Origin of the sequence: Achromobacter sp. NFACC18-2, from assembly GCF_900108985.1 — a bacterium.
Classification (GTDB): Bacteria; Pseudomonadota; Gammaproteobacteria; order Burkholderiales; family Burkholderiaceae_B; genus Achromobacter.
The window spans coordinates 168,372-186,535 of record NZ_FNYM01000003.1 but is presented as its reverse complement, the minus strand read 5'-3'; the positions used below and the strand labels follow the sequence as shown (position 1 = coordinate 186,535).

Here is an 18,164-nt window from a genome sequence, read left to right as displayed (position 1 = left end):
CCGCGAGCGCCAACCCGATTCACGCGAAGGAAAACAATCATGGATGCCTTGTTCTGGCACAAAGGTCACTGGACCACCGAAAACCCCAAACTGCTCGGCCCGGCCGACCACGCCTTCTGGATGGCCAGCATGGTCTTCGATGGCGCGCGCGCATTCCGCGGCCTGACCCCGGACCTGGACCTGCACTGCCAGCGCGTCGTGCGCTCGGCGGAAAAGATGCTGATGAAGCCGCAGATGGGTTGGGAAGAGATCCAGGACCTGTGCCTGCAGGCCGTTGCCAAGTTTCCGGAAGGGTCTGAGCTCTACATCAAGCCCATGTTCTTCTGCGCCGACGGCTTCCTGCTGCCTGACGCCGAGAAGACCCAGTTTGTGCTGCACGTCTTCAAGGTCCCGATGCCCGGCGACCAGGGATTCTCGGCCTGCTTCTCCAGCTTTGCGCGTTCGTGGCCCAACATGGCGCCCACCGACGCCAAGGCGTCCTGCCTGTACCCGAACGGCCAGCGCGCCATCCGCGAAGCGGCTGAAAAGGGCTTCGACAACGCCATCATGCTGGACGGCGCCGGCAACATCGCCGAGTTCGCCACCAGCAATCTGTGGCTGGCCAAGGACGGCGTCGTGTCCACGCCCGTGGACAACGGCACCTTCCTGAACGGCATCACCCGCCGCCGCGTGCTGGCCCTGCTCAAGGCCGACGGCGTCGAGGTCCAGGAGCGCAGCCTGACGCGCGCCGACGTCGAGGAAGCCGACGAAGTGTTCTCGTCGGGCAATTACGGCAAGGTGGTGCACGTGAACCGCGTCGAATCGCGCACGCTGGAATACGGCCCGATGGCGCGCCGCGCCCACAAGCTGTACATGGATTACGCGGAAAGCACCCGCGGCCGCTGATCGCGTCCGGCTCACTCCTCCCGCGGCGGCAGATGCAGCATCGCCACGTGGGGGGAGTCCTCCCAGCGCGGATAGCGCTGCAGCACCGCCGGATCATGGCCTGGCACCACGTGCTGGTCGGACTGCGCGGCCGCCTGCAGCCTGGCATAGCCCGACAGCATCTGCGCGGTGTTGTAGACGATGGGGAACGGGCGCTCCCGCTCCATGTTCTCGTAGTAGTGGCTGGCGTCCGACGCCAGCACCACCCAGCCGCGCGCCGTGTGCACGCGCACCGATTGCAGGCCTTTGGTGTGGCCGCCTATCTTCAATAGTTCGATGCCCGGCAGAAGCGCCTCGTCGCCGTCATGGAACACCACGCGGTCCTCGTACACTCGCCTGACCAGCGACACCACGTCCTCGACCGCGTAGGCGTGCCGCAGGGGCTGAAAGCACATGCAGCGGCCCGTGGCGTAGTCCATTTCGTCATCCTGCACGTGGAATTTCGCTTCGGGCAACAGGTCCAGGTTGCCCGCGTGGTCATAATGCAGATGCGTCAGCACCACGTGCTGCACATCCCTGGGCTGCACACCCAGTTCCGCCAGCGCGCCGATCGGGCAGTGGATGAGGTCGCGCTGCCGCCTGCGCGCCATGTCCGAATTGAAGCCCGTATCGACCAACACGACGCGGCCCGCCCCACGCACCAGCCACACGAAGAAATCCATGGGCATATCGCCGTCGTGCGGATCGCCGCCCAGGAAATTGTCGCGCCGCCGTCGCGCCATTTGGGCGTAGCGGACGGCATAGACCTCGTACTCGGGTAGCGTCATTGGCGGTGCCGAGCTCATGTCAGATTCCAAGATAGGCCTTTTGCACGAAAGGATCCGCCAGCAGCTCGTCGCCCTTGCCGCTGCGGACCACTTCGCCGTGCTCGAATGCGTAAGCCTGGTGCGCAAGGCGCAGGGCCAGGCGCGCGTTCTGCTCCACCAGCACAATGGCGATACCGCTTTCACGGTTGATGCGCTGGATGGCGCCCGCGATCTCGGCCACGATCTTGGGCGCGATCCCCAGCGACGGCTCGTCCAGCATCAGCAGGCGGGGTTGCGCCATCATCGCACGTCCGATGGCCACCATCTGCTGTTCGCCGCCGGATAGAGAACCCGCGAGCTGGGCACGCCGCTCCTGAACCCGCGGGAACAGCGCGTAGATCTCGTCCAGCCGCGTCCGCACGCCCGCACGCGAGCCGACCGCGTGGGCTCCCGCCAGCAGGTTGTCCAGGACGGTCATCCGCCCGAACAGTCGCCGTCCCTCCGGCGAGAGCGCCAGGCCAGCCGAGACGCGCGCTGCCGATCCCAACCGGGTGAGGTCGCGTCCTTCGAAGCGCACACGCCCGCTCGCCACGGCCGCCAGTCCGATTAGCGCTTTGAGCGTGGAACTCTTGCCCGCCCCGTTCGACCCGACCAGCGCAACGATTTCGCCCTGCTCGACGTTGAAACTGACGCCACGCACCGCCTCTAGCTGCCCATAACGCACATGCAGATCCTGGACTTCAAGCATGGGCATAGTCGGGGGCTCCCAGATAGGCTTCGATCACGACCGGGTTGTCGCGGATGGATTGAGGCGTGCCTTCGGCGATCTTCTCGCCCTGCACCAGCACGACGATGCGATGGCAGAGTTCCATGACCAGCGCCATGTGATGCTCGACCAGCAGCATCGTCAGCCCTTGTTCGTCTTGCAGACGCCGCAGCAGCCGGCCCAGCTCGTTGCATTCTTCATGGTTCAGGCCGGCCGCGGGCTCGTCCAGCAGCAGCATGCGGGGCCGGCAGGCCAGCGCGACTGCGATGCCCAGCTTCTTCTGCAGACCGTAGGCCAGCGAGCCAGCAGGCGCGTCGCGCCAAGCCTGCAGGTCCAGCAGCGTGAGCAGGCGATCGACCTCGCGCGCGACCTCGGCAGACGACAGCAGGTCCTCGCTGCGTCCCGCCAGCCGCCGCAGCCAGGAATGCCGCACGCGCGACAGCATGCCGCGATGGATATTTTCGGCCACCGTGACGTCGGGATAGGTGGACGTGGACTGGAAAGTGCGTGCCAGCCCGTGCACCACCACGCGGCTTGGCGGCGCCCCCGAAATATCGAGGCCGTCGAACTGGACCGACCCCGAGCTGGGCGGCATGGCTCCGCTGATGACGTTGAAGGCGGTGGTCTTGCCCGCGCCGTTGGGTCCGATCAGTCCGACGATCTCTCCCTGCGCGACAGCGAACTCCAGGCCGCGCAAGGCAGTCAGGCCGCCGAAACTGCGCGACAGGCTTCTCACCTGTAATAGAGGTTGGCTCATTGTGGCTCCTTGCCCCGGCGCGCCTGCCAGGGCCCCGGCAGGCCGGCCAGGCCGGCGGGTAGAAAACGCAGGATCAGGATCAGCGCCGCGCCATAAAAGATATGCTGCGTCTGAACCGCCCCACGGAAAAGTTCGGGCAGGGGCGTCAGGACCATGGCGCCGATCAGTCCTCCCCAGACCGAACGCCGCCCCCCGATGACCAGCATGATGATGAAGCCGATGGATATGCTGGCGTTGAAGGACTCCGGCGACACATAGCCCACGTAACGCGCCTGCAATGCGCCACCGGCCGCGGCCAGCGCGCAACCGCCCACGAAAGCGCACAGCTGGATGCGCCGCACGCTCAAACCGGTGGATTCCGCCAGCGCGGGGTTTTCCGCAACGGCGTCGATGGCGTGGCCGAACGGGCGCCGCGCCACCGCGGCCAGCAGCGCCACGGAACCCAGCGCGACGCACAGCGCCAGGCCGTAGAAGCTGGCGCGCGTGTCGAACGTCACGCCCGCCAGCGCCGCGGGCTGGATGCCCGTGACGCCGTTGGCGCCGCCTGACCAGGACGACCCATCAAGCAGCACCAGGCGCACCAGCTCACCGAACGCGAACGTCACCAGCACGAAGTACACCCCCTTCAAGCGCAGAATGATGGCGCCCAGCACCAGCGCGATCACGGCAGTCAGCGCCACCCCGGCCAGCGTGGACGGCACGAAGCTCCAGCCCAGGTGGCGCGTGGCCAGCACCGAGCCATAGGCCCCCACCGCGACGAAGGCCGCGTGCCCCAGCGACAACTGGCCGCAGCGGGCGATCAGCGCCAGGCCATTGACGATCAGCACGTTCAGGCAGGTCAACACCGCCAGGTGCTGTACGAAAGGTCCGGCGAACCATGGCGTCGCGGCGATGGCCGCCAGCGCCAGCCATAGCAGCCACTGCACGGGCGCGGGCCGCGCCATGCCGGCTTCAAGCGAAATTACTGTCATGGCTCAGGCCTCCCCCCGTCCCAGCAGCCCCTTGGGCCGCACGACCAGCATCACGATCACGATGGCAAAGATGAGCATGTCCGCGGTGCTGCTTTCGAACAGCAGGCTGCCGTAGCTTTCCGCCAACCCCAGCGCCAGCCCTGCCACGGCGGCGCCCGGAATGCTGCCCAGTCCGCCCAGGATCACCACGATGAACGCCTTGAGCAGCGGCGTGGCGCCCACGAACGGCGACACCGAGAACAGCGGCGCCATCAGCGCGCCGGCCACGGCCGCCAGCCCCACCCCCAGGCCGAAGCCCAGCGGATAGTAGATGCGCGAACGGATGCCCTGGATGGCGGCGATCTCGAAATCCTCGACCACCGCGCGCAGCGCGCGCCCGGGCCGCGAATACCGCAGGAAGCCGTACAGGAGCGCCAGCGCCAGCAGCGCGAACAGCACCACGTACAGCCGCGAAAGCGGCATCACCACCTTGCCCATTCGGGCCGTGCCCTGGGCGACGGCCGGCATCGACAGCGGGTCGGGGCCAACGAACATCAGCGCGAGGTTCTGCAGGATCATCGCCAGGCCGATGGTAGCGATCATGCCGTTGAGTTCGTCGCGCCGGAACGGCTTGAGGACGCCCCACTCCAGCACCGCGCCCCCCGCCACCGCCAATGCAAAGGTAAGGGCCACGGCAGGCAGAAAGGCAAAGCCCGCCTGGGTGGTCAGGTAGTACGCGCCGAACGCGCCCAGCATGTAGAACTCGCCGTGCGCGAAGTTCACCATCCGCATCACGCCGAACACCAGCGTAAAACCCACCGCCATCAGCAGGTACAGCAGCCCCACGATCAAGCCATTGATCGTGGCCTGCGCCAGCAGAATGCTCCAATCCACGTCGTTTCCTCCGCCGCGCTAGCGGCATCCTTCGACCGTGCAGCGGGCGCGGATGACCTCGCGGCCATCCTTGACCTCGGCCACGTAGAACGGCGCATTGAGCTGGTGATCGATGCCGTACCTGGCCTTGCCGGTCCAGCTCAGCTTGCCCAGTGAGCCCTCGAAACTGTCCAGCTTCTCCAGTTCGACGCGCACGCGTTCCGTGTCCTCCACCGTGCCGGCGCGCCGCATGGCCTCGAACAGCATGTTGGTGCCGTCATAGAAGGCGGGGCTGAAGCCGTTCATCGGGTGCTTGTACTTGGCCGCGTAGCGCTGGGCATAGGCCTGGGTGGCGGGCAGTTCCGGATCGATCGGCGTATGGACCAGCATGCCTTCGGTCGCCTGCTTGCCGGCCACGTTGACGATCTCCTGGGTGGCCGGGCCGCCCGTGCGTACGATCTTGCCTTCGAATCCCAGTTCGCGCGCCTGCTTGACGATGAGGCCCGCGGTGGTGGGGGAATTCCCGTCCAGTTCAATGGCGTCGATGCCGCGCGCCATCATGCGGGTCAGGAGCGGCACGAAGTCGACGCGGTCACGCTCGAAGAATTCCTTGGTGGCCAGCGCCGCGCCCGCCTTCTTGTAGGCGGCCTCCAGGTCCAGCGCGATCTGCTGGCCGGTTTCGTCGTTGGGGAACAGCGCGCCGACCTTGCGCAGGCCCTGCGCCTTGACGAGCCAGTCGATCTGCGGCTGCGAGACCTCGGCGGTGGTGACGTTGGGGCGGAAGGTATAGGGCTTGTCGCCGGCCAGGGCCTTGGCCGTGAATCCCAGCGTCAGCACGATGACCTTGTTCTTTTCGGTCATCGGCTGGATGGCGAGCACGGGCGCGGACCCGACCGGGCCGATCACATAGCGCACCTTGTCCTCGAACACCAGGCGGTTCGCCACGGTGACGGCCTCGTTTGCCTGGTACTTGTCGTCGTAGGCCACCACCTGCACGCGGTACTTCTTGCCGCCCACTTCCAGGCCGCCCGCCTCGTTAACCTGGTCGGCGGCGACCTCCGCGGCGTTTTTCATGCCCTGGCCCCAGGCCGCGCCGGCGCCGGAAAGCGTGACCAGCGCGCCCAGCTTCAGCGTCTCTTGGGCGTGGGCGTTGGAAACTGCGGCCAGCGCGAAAGCGCTGGCCAGGATGATCGGATAACGCATGTTGTCTCCTGGGGAAATGCGGGCGGCAGCGGCCCGTCGGTATTGCCTGCTCTATTGGCGGGCGATGGCGTCCAGCACCGGCAGCACATAGCTGCGGAACTGACCCGGGTTTTCGCTCATCGGAAAATGGCCCAATTCGCGCATGATGGTCACCTGCGCGCCGGGAATGCCTGCCGCGGTGCGCAAGGTGTCTTCCGGCGTGCAGGAGAAGTCGTATTCCCCCGTCAGCAGGTAGAGCGGGCATCGGTCGGTGCGGATGCCGTCCAGGCGTCCACGCAGATCGCTGTCCACGCGGTAGAAGTACAGGTCGCCGCGGAAGACGCCGGGACCGCCCTGCATGTATTGCCACAGCGTTTCATGGCGATGCACGTCGGGCGACTGCGGGGCGACCAGCCCGGACACCAGCGCCGCGCAGACTTCGCCGCCGTGCACGTCGCCGCGGTGCAGCCAGGACGTGTCGTACCAGGGCTGCTGGTGGTCGGCCGCCTCGACGCCGATCAGCGCGCGAAACGCGTCGGAATGCAGATGCGCGAGCTGTAGCACGATGCGCCCGCCGATGGAGCAGCCGATGAGCGCGGGGCGGTCCAGATCCAGCGCCTGGCAGAAGGCCATCACGGTTTCGACGTACAGCTCGGTGGAGAGACGGTATTCCTGGTCCTGCCAGCCTTCAGGCGGGTAGGACTTGCCGTGCCAGGGCATGTCGAAGGCGATGACGCGAAAGCGCGACGTGATCTCCGGGTCGCACATCATGTGGCGGTACTGGCGGCCGTCCGCGCCTGCCGTGTGCAGGCATACGAGCGGAATGCCCTCACCTGCTTCCTCAAAATAGACGCGGCAGCGCTTGCCGGCGATATCGAACGACACGTAGCGTCCGACGATGGGTTCCAGTGCCGCGCTCATGCCCGCGCCTCCCTGGCCGAGGCCAGCAGGTCCTTCACGAATTGCAGGTGCGCCATCAGCGGCTGAAGATTGCCATCGATGGATAGCTCGCCGCGCTTGCTGAGCGCGAAGATGTCGTGCCAGCCCGCGTGCGGCACGGCCTGCCAGAATTGCGTCCAGGCTTGCTCGGAGGCGCGCAGGGAAACGTCGCACGACGGCAGCGGAACAGCGGGAACCTCGGCGGCGGTGACCCGGCCCTCGCGGATGCGCACGAGGACGGGATGGGCGCCGAACCCGACCAGCAGGTCCATGTCGACCTGGCGTGGCCGCGAAAACGACAGCGCGCAGCGGCAAAAACGCTGCGCGAGCTGCGCGCCGCCAGCTTCCCGCGCGGGCATGGCTTGGTTCTGCATTGTCTCTTCCTGTATTTATCGTTCTTTTCAGCAGAACGATTATTCTTTCTGTAAGAACATTCTAAGGAGCCAAAACGATCGGTGTCAACACGGGGAAAGCACGAAAAGGGCCGGTGCCGCCGCCTGCAAGCGTCCCGCCGCAATCGCCGCCGCTTATTCCGCCGCCAGCGTCCGGCAATCGGGAGCCAGTGCCAGCGGGCAGCCGGTGAGCGCCTGCAGATCCTCGAATCTCAGCCCGGCGACCATCGCCCTCACCCGCATGCCTGCCGGCGCCACATCGATGATCGCCAGGTCGGTATAGATGCGGTCCACGACAGCCGCGCCGGTCAGGGGATAGGTACATTCGCGCACGATCTTGGGCTGACCGTCCTTGGTGACGTGCTCCATCGTGATGTAGACCTGGCGCGCCCCGGCCACGAGATCCATCGCGCCGCCGACGGCTGGGATCGTGTCCGCGGCGCCCGTGTCCCAGTTGGCGAGATCGCCCTTTTCGGACACCTGGAACGCGCCCAGCACGGTCAGGTCAAGATGTCCGCCGCGCATCATGGCGAACGACACCACGTGATCCGTGATGGACGCGCCGGGCAGCAGGGTTACGGCCTCTTTGCTGGCATTGATGAGGTCCAGGTCCAGCGGCGCGTCAGGATCGCCGGGCCCCATGCCGACAATCCCGTTCTCGGTGTGCAGGATCACGTCGCGCCCCGGGGGCAGAAATGCCGACACCAGCGTCGGAATGCCGATGCCCAGGTTTACGTAGGCGCCATCCTCGATATCCGCCGCGACGAGGCGCGCAATGCCGCGCCGGCTGAGTTTTTCATAGCCCATGACCCGCTCCCACTTGCACCACCCGCTTGACGAAGATTCCTGGCGTCATGACGTGCTCGGGCGCGATGCCGCCCAGTTCCACGATCTCATCGACCTGCGCCACTGTCATGGCGGCCGCCATGCACATGACTGGCGCGAAATTGCGGCCCGCATAGCGGTACGTCAGGTTGCCCCAGCGGTCCGCCGTCCGCGCCTTGACGAAGGCATAGTCGCCCTTGAGCGGCGACTCCAGCACGTAGCCGACACCATCGATGATTCGCGTCTCCTTGCCACGGGCCAGCGGCGTGCCGAACGCAGTCGGCGTAAAGAATGGACCCAGGCCGGCGCCTGCCGCGCGCATGCGCTCGGCCATCGTGCCCTGCGGCACGCATTCGAGCTCGACCTTGCCGGCCCGATAGGCCTCTGCGAAGGCGGCCGCGTTTGGATTCTTGCGGTCTGACGAGCGCGCGAACGAGCAGACCATCTTGCGCACCCGCCCGGCCTGCACCAGCTCGCTCAGGCCGCGCTTGCCGTTGCCGGCGTTGTTGTTGACGATGGTCAGCTCGCGCGCGCCCTGGTCCAGCAGCGCGCAGACCAGTTCGGTCGGCACGCCCGAGGCGCCGAACCCGCCGATGAGGATCACCGCCCCGTCCTGCACACCCGCCACCGCGTCCGTCAGGGTATCGACTGTCTTGTCCAGCATGGATTGCTCTCCTTCGAGGGAAGCCGTGGGTCAACGCGTGGCAGGGCCGCCCAGGATGGCGGTGGACTGGCTGGACAGCGTGCCGCCGTTGCCGTGCACCAGCGCAATGTCGGCGCCCCGCACCTGCCGTTCGCCCGCCTGCGCCCGAAGCTGGCGCACAGCCTCGATGACCAGGAAAATGCCGTACATGCCGGGATGCACGCAGGACAGCCCGCCGCCGTTCGTGTTGACGGGCAGCCGGCCGCCCGGCGCGATAGCCCCGTCCTGCACGAACGCGCCGCCCTCGCCCTTCTTGCAGAAGCCCAGGTCTTCCAGGAACAGCAGCGTATTGATCGTGAAGGCGTCGTAGAGCTCGGCCACGTCGACGTCGGCGACGTTCAGTCCCGCCATGGCGAGCGCGCGCTTGCCCGATTCCGCTGCCGCGGTGACCGTCAGGTCCTCCATCGACGAGATCTGCCGGTTCCACACGGCGGTCGCACTGCCCAGCACATAGACCGGCGGTTGCTTGAGCTGCCGCGCACGGTCCGCCCGCACCATCACGTACGCGCCGCCGCCATCGCTCACCAGGCAGCAGTCGCGCACCGTCAGGGGATCCGATACGGGACGCGAGGCCAGCACGTCGGCGATCGACAATGGATCGCGCATCGCGGCCTCCGGATTGAGCCGCGCCCAGGCACGCGCCGCGACCGCCACCTCGGCAAGCTGTTCGCACGTGGTGCCGTATTGGTGCATATGCCGCGCGGCAGCCAGCGCATAGGATGTCACCGGTTGCAGAGGCGAATACGGATGTTCGAACGGCTGCGGGTCCAGCAGCGTGCGCGCCTTTACGCCCTCCTTGCGCCCGAACGTCGCCGTCTTCTGCGTGCTGCCGTAGCAGACCAGCACCGCGTTGCATTGTCCGGAAATCAGCGCCATCACCGAAGGCAGCAGGTGCGAGACGAAGCTGGACCCGCCCAACATCGTCGCCTCGACATAGCGCGGCCTCAAGCCCAGGTATTCGGCGACGGGCATGCTCCACATCGTGGCCGAAGAGCTGCACGTCGCCAGCCCATCGATGTCGCGCATGGTGAGGCCGGCGTCCGCCACCGCGCGCGCGGCGGCCTGCGCCAGCACTTCCATTTCCGTATGGCCATGGGCTTCGCCCAGGCCCGCGTGCCCCACGCCAGCGATGGCGACCTGGCCGCGCAGCGATTCCAGCGACATCATGCGTCCTCCGCGGGAACGAACACGACCAGCGGCTGACCCTCGCCGCGCAGCACGCGTGCCCGGACCGGCATGCCGATCCGCAGGCTGTCCAGCGCGACGCCGTCGACGCGGCTCATCATCCGCACTCCTTCCTGCAGGTCGACCAGCGCCACGTTGTAGTCGCCGCCCGACTCGGGCTTGCGCCGCACAATGCTGAACGAATAGACCGTGCCGGCGCCCGATGGCTCGGTCCACGCCAGGTCCTGCGCGCCGCAATGCATGCACAGGACGCGCGGAAAGAACTGATGCGCGCCGCAAGCCGTGCAGCGCTGGATCTGGAAATGGCCTTCGGCCAGCTTCGAAAAATACTGTTCCTGCGGCCCGCGTGGCGCGACGCCCGCCTGTTCCCTCTGCATTGCCTGGTCTCCTGATTCTTTTGCGGGGCGCGTCAACGCCCCTTGTCCATCACAATTCCGCGAAGGTGCGCCCCTGCGCGACCAACCGTTCGAGCAAAGGCGCGGGGCGCCAGAGTTCGCCATGTTCGGCGTGAAAGCGCCGGATCGTCGCCAGCACCTGCGGCAGTCCCTGCTGGTCGGCATAGAACAACGGCCCGCCACGGTGCACGGGAAAGCCGTAGCCGTTGACGTAGATGACGTCGATGTCCGACGCGCGGCGCGCGATGCCCTCGTCCAGGATGCGCGCGGCTTCGTTGACCAGCGCATACATCGTGCGCTGCACGACTTCCTCGTCGGAGATCGCGCGGCGCGCGACGCCGTCTTCGCGCGCGCAGGTCTCGATCAGCGCCAGCACGTCCGGATCTTCCAGCGGCGCGCGACTGCCTGCCTCATAGCGGTAGAAGCCGCCGCCGGTCTTTTGCCCGAAGCGCCCCTGCTCGCAGAGGCGGTCGGCCACGCGCGAGTAGCGGACATGGGCCGGCCGGGTGGGCGCCATGCGCTTGCGAAACGCCCAACTGATGTCCAGCCCCGCCATGTCGGCCATGCGCAGCGGCCCCATCGCCAGGCCGAAGCGTTGCAGCGCGCCGTCCACCTGCGCCGGCGTCGCGCCCTCCTCCAGCAGGAAGTGCGCCTCGCGCGTGTAGGGACTGACCATCCGGTTGCCGACGAACCCGTCGCACACCCCTACCAGCACGGGCAGCTTGCCCATCCTGCGCGCGAGACGAAACACAGCAGCGACGACGTTGCCATCGGTTTCGCGGCCCTTCACCACTTCCAGCAGCCGCATGACGTTCGCGGGACTGAAGAAGTGCATGCCCAGTACCTGGGCGGGACGGTCGGTGAATCCGGCGATTTCGTCGATATCCAGCCGCGACGTGTTCGACGCCAGGATCGCGCCCGGCTTGCAGACGCGGGCCAGCAGCTGGAATATCTGGCGCTTGACGCCCATGTCCTCGAACGCGGCCTCGATCACCAGGTCGACGTCGCGCAGGTCTTCCATGGCCAGGCTGGGGCGGATACGCGCCTGACGTTCCGCGACCTGCGCGGCGGTCAGTTTGCCCTTGGCCGCCGTAGCGGCGTAGTTCTTCGCAATCACCGACCAGCCGCGCTCCAGCGCCTGCGCCTCGCGCTCGACCAGCACCACGTCGAACCCCGCATTGGCCAGGCTCATGGCGATGCCGCCGCCCATCGTGCCCGCGCCGACCACCCCCACCGAGGCGATGGGCGCCGCCGCGCGCCATTCAGCCGGCAGCTTGACCGCGGCGCGCTCGGCGAAGAACAGGTGGCGCTGCGCCTTGGACTGGCTGCCGTTGACCAACTCCAGGAAGCGCTCGCGCTCGAAAGCCAGCCCGTCGCCCAGCGGGGCCCGGGTGGCGTATTCCACGCAGTCCACGCAGGCGAGCGGCGCCACGCAACCGCGGTAGCGCCGCGCAGCCTCCTGCCGGGCGCGTTCGTAGACGCCGGGGTCGGCGGGCGACGCCACCGGCCGCGCACCCACGTTGCGATCGGCCAGCGGCGCGTCGGCGATCGCCAGCGCATAGGCCGCCGCCCGCGCTCTGAGGCCGTTCGCATAGACTTCGTCGACCAGTCCCCAGTCCCGAGCCAGGCTGGCGTCGACGGGATCGCCGCCACAGATCATCGACAGCGCCCGCTCGACGCCCACAATGCGTGGCAGGCGCTGCGTGCCGCCCGCGCCGGGCAGCACGCCCAGCTTCACTTCGGGCAGGCCCAGCGACGCGCCGGCAAGCGCGACGCGGTAATGGCAGCCCAGCGCCAGCTCCAGGCCTCCGCCCAGCGCCGCGCCGTGGATGGCCGCCACCACGGGCTTGCCGGCTTCCTCGATCCGGGCGATGACGGACCGCAGCGTCGGCTCGCGCGTCGACAGTGGCGTGTTGAATTCACGGATCTCGGCGCCGCAGCAAAAGAAGTCGCCGTCACCCGCCAGCACCAGGGCGCTTACCGTGTCGTCGGCCAGCGCGGCGTCGATCGCCGCATGCAGTTCGGTGCGCAGCGCCGCGCTCATGCTGTTGACCGGCGGATTGCGCAGCGCCAGCAATGCGACGCGCCCTCCTTCCATCCGTTCCGTATGGATCAGCATGGCGGTCTCACTCCAGCTCGACCACGACCTGGCCTTCGTCCACCTCGTCGCCCTCGCCGACGAGTACGCGCGCCACGACGCCCGCGCGTTCCGCCTCCACGGGAATTTCCATCTTCATCGATTCGACCTTGGCGACGCTGTCGCCCGCCTCGACGCGCTGGCCCGGGCTGACGGTGACGGCGACCACGCGGCCGACCACGGGGGTTTCCACTTTGAACATTGTCTGCTCCTGATAGTTGTCGGTTTGAACCTGCGAACGGCCTAGGCGGGCTGCGCCTCGGCGAGAATGCGCTCCGCCATGCCGGTGCTGACCCGCCCGGCGCGGAACTCCGGGTCCTCGACCACCCGGAGCACGAACGGAATGTTGGTCTTGACGCCTTCCACGCGGAACTGCGCCAGCGCCGACCTCAGCAGATCGAGCGCCTGCTCGCGCGTGGCGGCATGCGCGATCACTTTGGCCAGCATCGGGTCGTAGTGGCTCGACACACGGCAGCCTTCGGCGTAGCCAGTTTCGACACGCACGCCAGGCATCGCGGGCGGCTGGTACACCCGCAACAGGCCGGGCGAAGGCAGGAATCGCACCGGATCCTCGGCGTAGACGCGTGCCTCGACGGCGTGTCCGTCCAGTGGCGGGACCTGCGGCAGCACGTCCTGCATGCGGTCGCCGGCCGCCAGCCTCAACTGCGCGGCCACGATGTCCACGCCCGTCACGGCTTCGGTCACGGCGTGCTCGACCTGCAGGCGGGTGTTGATCTCCAGGAAGGAGAAGCCCGATTCGGGCGTATACAGCATCTCCACCGTGCCGATCACGTCGTACCCCATGCCCGCCAGTATGGCTTCCAGCCGCGCGCCCATCTCCTTGAGCGCCGCACGTGGCAACCCGGGCGCGGGCGCCTCCTCCAGCACCTTCTGGTGGCGGCGCTGCGTGGAGCAGTCGCGCTCGTACAGGCAGCGCACCTGCCCGTGGCGGTCAGCCAGGAACTGGAATTCGACGTGGCGCGGATTGCGCAGCAGCTTTTCCAGGTAGAGATCGGAGCCGCCGCCGAAGCTGCGTTCGGAAATCTGCCGCGCGCGCGCCCACTGCGCTTCGGCATCCTGCGGCCCCTGCAACGGGATCATGCCGATCCCGCCGCCGCCCGAAGCCGGCTTGATCAGCACCGGGTACCCCAGGTCCCCGGCGGCCTGGCGTAGCGCCGCGAGGTCATCGCCCAGCACCGCGCTGCTGGCCGCCATCGGCATGCCCAGCGCGCGCATCGCGTCGCGCGCCTGGGTCTTGTGCCCGAGCATGCGGATCCAGCGCGGCGACGGGCCCACGAAGATCAGGCCCGCCTGCTCCACGGCCTCGGCGAACGCCGCGTTCTCGGAGAGGAAGCCATATCCCGGGTGCAGGCCGTCCGCGCCCGTTTCGCGCGCGACGCGCAACAAGGTCTCCTGGTTCAGGTAGCTCTGCACCGCGGGCGGCGGCCCGATCGGCACGGCCAGGTCCGCTTCGGACAGGTAGGGCATGTCGCGATCGGCCTCGGCATGGACCGCGACCGACTCGATGCCGAGCACGCGCAAGGCGCGGATGACGCGGCGGGCGACGGCGCCCCGGTTGGCCACGATGACTCGTTTCATGTTGGGCTCCTGGCGAGGCGTCACGGACGGTAGCCGAAGGCGCGCGGGCCGGGTTCGCGCAGCGGCGCCACCAGTTCCACGAATTCCTCCAGCACCTGGCGGGTCGCGGCGGGATCGATGATGTCTTCCACGACGAAGGCTTCGGCGCTGCGGAACGGCGAGGTCAGGCTGCGCACGCGCGCTTCGATTTCGCGCATCTTGGCCTGGGGATCCTCGGCGGCTTCGATCTCGGCCTTGTACGCGACCTCCAGCCCACCCTCGACCGGCAACGAGCCCCACTGGGCCGATGGCCACGCGTAGCGGAAATTGAAGCGGCCCGCACTTTGGTGTCCGCCCGCCGCCACGCCGAATGCCTTGCGCACAATGATCGAGCACCATGGCACCGTGGATTGCGCGACAGCCGTCAGCGCGCGCACGCCGTAGCGCATGGCGCCGGCCTTTTCGGCACTGAGCCCGATCTGGAAGCCAGGCACGTCGACCAGGTTCACGACCGGCAGATGAAAGGTCTCGGCCAGGTCCAGCAGACGGGTGAATTTCTCGGCCGCCGGGCCATCCCAGCCACCGCCGTAGTGATAGGGATCGCTCCCGAACACGGCCACCGGCCAGCCGTCGATGCGCGCCAGGCCGGTAATGACGGCGCGCCCCCAGCGCCTGCCGACCTCCATGAAAGAGCCTGCGTCGACCAGCGCTTCGATGATGGGCCGCATCTTGTAGACCGCGCGTGGGTCGGTGGGGATGGCCGCGCGCAGCCAGTCCTGCGCGCCCGCCTGGCCGGACTCGGCGGCGCGCGGCGGCAGTTCGTGCACCGAGCGCGGCAGGTAGGACAGGAAGCGCCGGACCATCGCGAAGGCGGCCTCTTCGGAATCGGCCTCGTCGTCCACCACGCCGTTGCGGGTATGGATATCGCTGCCGCCCAGCTCGTTCTTGTCCAGGTTCTGGCCGATGCGGGCGACGACGGGCGGTCCCGCGATGAAGAGCTGCGAGGTGTCGCGCACCATGACCGAATAGTGGCTGGCCGCCACCCGCGCCGCACCCAGGCCGGCCACCGAGCCCAGCGCGAGCGACGCGACAGGCACGGTCGCGAGGTTTTGCGCCATCAGCGGCCACATGCGCAGCTTGGGCAGCAGGGTGTGGCCCTTGATCTCGATGCTGCGCACCGAGCCCCCTCCGCCCGTGCCGTCGACCAGCCGGATGAGCGGCAGGCGCAGGTCCTGCGCCATGCGCTCGGATTCGACCAGCTTGTCGCCGACGGCGCCATCGTTGGCGCCGCCACGCACGGTGAAGTCATCGGCCGCGACGACCACCGGGCGGCCCTCGACCTTGGCCCGGCCAATCAGCAGGTTAGACGGCGTGAAGTCCGTCAGGCGACCTTCGGCGTCATATTCCCCGCTGCCCGCCAGCGCGCCCACTTCCCGGAACGATTCCGGATCGACCATCCTGCCGATACGTTCGCGCACCGGCAGCTTGCCGGCCTCGCGATGCCGGCGCACCTTCGCCTCGCCCCCCATGCGCGCCGCCAACTCCTTGCGCGACGCCAGTTCCCGCAGTTCTTTTTCCCAGGACACCTTGTGCTCCTTCCTGCCAGTTGCCGACGCAGTCCGCGCGCCGGTCAGTCGATCTTGATGTTTGCGCGCTTGATGAGCGATTCGTTCTGCTTGAGCTCGTCGGCGATCTTCTGCCGGAATTCCTTGGGCGATTGCGTCGACGGATTGCCCTGCGCCGCCAGCCGCGCTCGCACGGCGGGGTCCTTGGCGACCGAGGCGATCTCCCGGTTCAGCCGCTCCACGATGGCCGGCGGCGTGCCCACCGGCGCGAACACGCCCACCCAGAACGAAATGTCGAACTCCGGATAACCCAGCTCGGCCACGGCGGGCACGTCGGGCAGGTCATGCCAGCGCTGCGCGGTGGAGACGGCCAGCGCCTTCAATTTGCCCGACTTGATGAGCGGCACGCCCGACAGCGTGTCGAAGCCGAAATCGACCTCCCGGGACAGCAGGCCCGCCTCCATCGGCGCCGCGCCGCGGTAGGGGACATGCAGCATCTGCACATTCGACATCGTGGCGAGTTGGGCGCCCGCCAGGTGCATCAGGTTGCCGTTGCCGGCGGAACCGTAGCTGACGGTGTTGGGATTGCGCCGCGCCAGTTCGATCAGCGACTTGACGTCATCGACACCTGCCACCCGCGGATTCTCGGCGTTGATGGTGAGGATGAAGGGCACCGAAACCACCGTGGTGATCGGCTCGAAATCCTTCAGCGGGTGGTATTGCAGGTCCTTGTAGAGCAAAGGATTGACGGTGATCGAGCTGGAATTGCTGACCAGGATGGTGTAGCCGTCGGGCTTGGCCTGCGCCACCATGCGTGCGGCGATCATGCCGTTCGCGCCGGTCCGGTTTTCCACCACGAATGTCTGCCCCATGCGCGTGGACAGCGCATCGCCGACGATTCGCGCCACCAGATCGATCGTGCTGCCGGGGCTGAAGCCCACGACAAACTTGACCGGGGCATTGGGATATTCAGCGGCGCCGGACGCCGCGGGTAATGCGGCGCACCACGCGAGCGCGCCTGCTGCCAGCCATTTTGCAACTGCCATGATGTGTCTCCTCCGTGTCTGCATGGATCCGCGCCGGGCGCTGCATAGGCGCGCAGCTGCGGATTGCGTGGGTGTCTACTGCGCTGCGACGGCGCCGGAAGCCTTGACGGCCTGGCCCCATTTCTCCTCTTCCTGGTTCATGAACGCGGCGAACGCCTTGGGTGTGCTGTTCACGACTTCTCCGCCCAGCCCTTCGAGGCGCTTCTGCATGTCCGGCGTGGCGACGATCCGGGACACGTCTTCATAGATGCGCTGCGCCTGTTCCTGCGGGATCGACGCCGGCGCCAGCAGACCAAACCACGTCGCGGCCTCGAAGCCCGGCATGCCGGCTTCGGCGAACGTAGGCACGTCGCGCAGCGCCTGCACCCGCTTGCCGTTGGCGACGGCCAGCGCGCGCAGCTTGCCGGATTCGATCAGCGGCAGCGCCGACGTGATGGTGGCCAGCATCATCTGCACCTGCCCGCCCGCGAGATCCGTGAAGGCGGGCGCGTCGCCGCGGTACGGCACGTGGGTGATGCCCGATTGCGTGGCGATCTTGAACAGTTCGCCGCTCAGGTGCTGCGCCGTGCCGTTGCCGGGCGAGGCGAAGTTCACCGAGCCGCCGTTCTGCTTCAGGTAGGCCAGGAACTCCGGCAAGGTCTTCGCCGGAACGGCTGGGTTGACCACCAGCACCAAAGGCACCTTGGTGACCAGCGTGATCGGGGCGAAATCCTTGACCGGGTCGTAGCTCAGCTTGTTGTACAGATGACCGCTGATCGTGTGCGCGGACGTGGTCATGAACAGCGTGTAGCCGTCGCCCTTCGAGCGCGCCACGGAGCTTGCGCCGATCGTCGTGCCGGCGCCAGCGCGGTTTTCGACGATGACCGATTGCCCCCACGACTGGGTGAGGCGTTCGGCCACGGCGCGCGCGACCACGTCGGTCGCGCCGCCGGCCGGATAGGGCACGACCATCGTCACGGGTTTCGAGGGATAGGTGTCGGCGTGCGCCGTCGCCGCGAACAGGGTCGCGGCACAAGCCAGCGCGCGCAGCCAATTGCATTGCATGGGTAGGTCTCCTCTTGTCATCGGTTGAAGATTCGGTTTATTCTTATCGTTCCATTAGACAGAACGCTTATTCTATTTTATATTTTTTCAAACCCAGGCTGTCAACGAATAAATGCGCCCGGCCGTTTGCCGCCGGGGCGAAACAGAGCCCATCAAG

General features: G+C 67.5%; 19 protein-coding genes. 1 reads left to right on the top strand and 18 read right to left on the bottom strand.

Translation table 11 applies throughout. From position 1 onward, the window contains the following. Nucleotides 1-39: 39 nt before the first annotated feature. Entirely contained in the window at nt 40-885 is an 846-nt protein-coding gene (locus tag BMW75_RS05730) for a branched-chain amino acid aminotransferase (protein ID WP_092577773.1), read from the top strand. Nucleotides 886-896: 11 nt separating this feature from the next. Here BMW75_RS05730 and BMW75_RS05725 read toward each other — a convergent pair whose 3' ends face one another. The 18 genes from BMW75_RS05725 to BMW75_RS05640 all read right to left on the bottom strand — a co-directional run bounded on the left by BMW75_RS05725 (nt 897) and on the right by BMW75_RS05640 (nt 18,007). Beyond that, the gene (locus BMW75_RS05725) at nt 897-1,709 is read right to left on the bottom strand and encodes an N-acyl homoserine lactonase family protein (protein ID WP_092577769.1); all 813 of its coding nucleotides are present in this window, start codon (nt 1,707-1,709) and stop codon (nt 897-899) included. Between the two features lies 1 nt (nt 1,710). Beyond that, nucleotides 1,711-2,424, bottom strand: a complete 714-nt coding sequence (locus BMW75_RS05720) for an ABC transporter ATP-binding protein (protein ID WP_092577767.1) — start codon at nt 2,422-2,424, stop codon at nt 1,711-1,713. Beyond that, nucleotides 2,411-3,193, bottom strand: a complete 783-nt coding sequence (locus BMW75_RS05715; protein ID WP_092577764.1) for an ABC transporter ATP-binding protein — start codon at nt 3,191-3,193, stop codon at nt 2,411-2,413. The genes BMW75_RS05720 and BMW75_RS05715 overlap by 14 nt, the downstream gene beginning before the upstream one ends. Further along, nucleotides 3,190-4,164 carry a branched-chain amino acid ABC transporter permease gene (locus BMW75_RS05710; RefSeq protein WP_092577761.1) on the bottom strand — a complete coding sequence of 325 codons (975 nt, stop codon included), beginning with the start codon at nt 4,162-4,164 and terminating at the stop codon, nt 3,190-3,192. The genes BMW75_RS05715 and BMW75_RS05710 overlap by 4 nt, the downstream gene beginning before the upstream one ends. 3 nt (nt 4,165-4,167) lie before the next feature. Continuing rightward, entirely contained in the window at nt 4,168-5,037 is an 870-nt protein-coding gene (locus BMW75_RS05705) for a branched-chain amino acid ABC transporter permease (protein ID WP_092577759.1), read from the bottom strand. Nucleotides 5,038-5,055: 18 nt separating this feature from the next. Beyond that, nucleotides 5,056-6,219: an ABC transporter substrate-binding protein gene (locus tag BMW75_RS05700; protein WP_092577757.1), complete on the bottom strand. Its 1,164-nt coding sequence runs from the start codon at nt 6,217-6,219 to the stop codon at nt 5,056-5,058. Between the two features lie 51 nt (nt 6,220-6,270). Then, a complete protein-coding gene (locus tag BMW75_RS05695; RefSeq protein ID WP_076519339.1) occupies nt 6,271-7,119 on the bottom strand; it encodes an alpha/beta fold hydrolase in 849 nt (282 codons plus the stop codon). Further along, nucleotides 7,116-7,511, bottom strand: coding sequence for a hypothetical protein (locus BMW75_RS05690; protein WP_092577755.1), 396 nt, complete (start codon nt 7,509-7,511; stop codon nt 7,116-7,118). The genes BMW75_RS05695 and BMW75_RS05690 overlap by 4 nt, the downstream gene beginning before the upstream one ends. A gap of 153 nt (nt 7,512-7,664) precedes the next feature. After that, nucleotides 7,665-8,336, bottom strand: coding sequence for a 3-oxoacid CoA-transferase subunit B (locus tag BMW75_RS05685; RefSeq protein ID WP_092577752.1), 672 nt, complete (start codon nt 8,334-8,336; stop codon nt 7,665-7,667). Further along, nucleotides 8,326-9,018, bottom strand: a complete 693-nt coding sequence (locus BMW75_RS05680; RefSeq protein ID WP_092577749.1) for a 3-oxoacid CoA-transferase subunit A — start codon at nt 9,016-9,018, stop codon at nt 8,326-8,328. Before BMW75_RS05680 ends, BMW75_RS05685 begins: the two co-directional genes overlap by 11 nt. A gap of 30 nt (nt 9,019-9,048) precedes the next feature. Next, nucleotides 9,049-10,221, bottom strand: a complete 1,173-nt coding sequence (locus BMW75_RS05675) for a thiolase (protein ID WP_092578054.1) — start codon at nt 10,219-10,221, stop codon at nt 9,049-9,051. Beyond that, nucleotides 10,221-10,619, bottom strand: coding sequence for a Zn-ribbon domain-containing OB-fold protein (locus tag BMW75_RS05670; protein WP_092577746.1), 399 nt, complete (start codon nt 10,617-10,619; stop codon nt 10,221-10,223). The genes BMW75_RS05675 and BMW75_RS05670 overlap by 1 nt, the downstream gene beginning before the upstream one ends. Before the next feature lie 49 nt (nt 10,620-10,668). Beyond that, a complete protein-coding gene (locus tag BMW75_RS05665) occupies nt 10,669-12,756 on the bottom strand; it encodes a 3-hydroxyacyl-CoA dehydrogenase NAD-binding domain-containing protein (protein ID WP_092577744.1) in 2,088 nt (695 codons plus the stop codon). A 7-nt stretch (nt 12,757-12,763) separates the two neighbouring features. Further along, on the bottom strand, nt 12,764-12,976 hold the full coding sequence (locus tag BMW75_RS05660) for a biotin/lipoyl-containing protein (protein WP_076519333.1): 213 nt from the start codon (nt 12,974-12,976) through the stop codon (nt 12,764-12,766). 41 nt (nt 12,977-13,017) lie between these two features. Next, entirely contained in the window at nt 13,018-14,373 is a 1,356-nt protein-coding gene (locus BMW75_RS05655) for an acetyl-CoA carboxylase biotin carboxylase subunit (protein WP_092577741.1), read from the bottom strand. Nucleotides 14,374-14,393: 20 nt separating this feature from the next. Next, nucleotides 14,394-15,938, bottom strand: coding sequence for an acyl-CoA carboxylase subunit beta (locus tag BMW75_RS05650; protein ID WP_092577738.1), 1,545 nt, complete (start codon nt 15,936-15,938; stop codon nt 14,394-14,396). Between the two features lie 44 nt (nt 15,939-15,982). Continuing rightward, nucleotides 15,983-16,963, bottom strand: a complete 981-nt coding sequence (locus BMW75_RS05645) for a Bug family tripartite tricarboxylate transporter substrate binding protein (RefSeq protein ID WP_092577735.1) — start codon at nt 16,961-16,963, stop codon at nt 15,983-15,985. Nucleotides 16,964-17,038: 75 nt separating this feature from the next. After that, nucleotides 17,039-18,007 (bottom strand): Bug family tripartite tricarboxylate transporter substrate binding protein, encoded by a 969-nt coding sequence (locus BMW75_RS05640; RefSeq protein WP_092577732.1) that lies wholly within the window; start codon nt 18,005-18,007, stop codon nt 17,039-17,041. Between the last annotated feature and the right edge of the window lie 157 nt (nt 18,008-18,164).

Bases quoted from the DNA above. Each gene is read 5' to 3' on its own strand.
- BMW75_RS05730 (WP_092577773.1), top strand. From the start codon at position 40: ATGGATGCCTTGTTCTGGCACAAAGGTCACTGGACCACCGAAAACCCC.
- BMW75_RS05725 (WP_092577769.1), bottom strand. From the start codon at position 1,709: ATGAGCTCGGCACCGCCAATGACGCTACCCGAGTACGAGGTCTATGCC.
- BMW75_RS05720 (WP_092577767.1), bottom strand. From the start codon at position 2,424: ATGCCCATGCTTGAAGTCCAGGATCTGCATGTGCGTTATGGGCAGCTA.
- BMW75_RS05715 (WP_092577764.1), bottom strand. From the start codon at position 3,193: ATGAGCCAACCTCTATTACAGGTGAGAAGCCTGTCGCGCAGTTTCGGC.
- BMW75_RS05710 (WP_092577761.1), bottom strand. From the start codon at position 4,164: ATGACAGTAATTTCGCTTGAAGCCGGCATGGCGCGGCCCGCGCCCGTG.
- BMW75_RS05700 (WP_092577757.1), bottom strand. From the start codon at position 6,219: ATGCGTTATCCGATCATCCTGGCCAGCGCTTTCGCGCTGGCCGCAGTT.
- BMW75_RS05695 (WP_076519339.1), bottom strand. From the start codon at position 7,119: ATGAGCGCGGCACTGGAACCCATCGTCGGACGCTACGTGTCGTTCGAT.
- BMW75_RS05690 (WP_092577755.1), bottom strand. From the start codon at position 7,511: ATGCAGAACCAAGCCATGCCCGCGCGGGAAGCTGGCGGCGCGCAGCTC.
- BMW75_RS05685 (WP_092577752.1), bottom strand. From the start codon at position 8,336: ATGGGCTATGAAAAACTCAGCCGGCGCGGCATTGCGCGCCTCGTCGCG.
- BMW75_RS05680 (WP_092577749.1), bottom strand. From the start codon at position 9,018: ATGCTGGACAAGACAGTCGATACCCTGACGGACGCGGTGGCGGGTGTG.
- BMW75_RS05675 (WP_092578054.1), bottom strand. From the start codon at position 10,221: ATGTCGCTGGAATCGCTGCGCGGCCAGGTCGCCATCGCTGGCGTGGGG.
- BMW75_RS05670 (WP_092577746.1), bottom strand. From the start codon at position 10,619: ATGCAGAGGGAACAGGCGGGCGTCGCGCCACGCGGGCCGCAGGAACAG.
- BMW75_RS05665 (WP_092577744.1), bottom strand. From the start codon at position 12,756: ATGCTGATCCATACGGAACGGATGGAAGGAGGGCGCGTCGCATTGCTG.
- BMW75_RS05660 (WP_076519333.1), bottom strand. From the start codon at position 12,976: ATGTTCAAAGTGGAAACCCCCGTGGTCGGCCGCGTGGTCGCCGTCACC.
- BMW75_RS05655 (WP_092577741.1), bottom strand. From the start codon at position 14,373: ATGAAACGAGTCATCGTGGCCAACCGGGGCGCCGTCGCCCGCCGCGTC.
- BMW75_RS05645 (WP_092577735.1), bottom strand. From the start codon at position 16,963: ATGGCAGTTGCAAAATGGCTGGCAGCAGGCGCGCTCGCGTGGTGCGCC.
- BMW75_RS05640 (WP_092577732.1), bottom strand. From the start codon at position 18,007: ATGCAATGCAATTGGCTGCGCGCGCTGGCTTGTGCCGCGACCCTGTTC.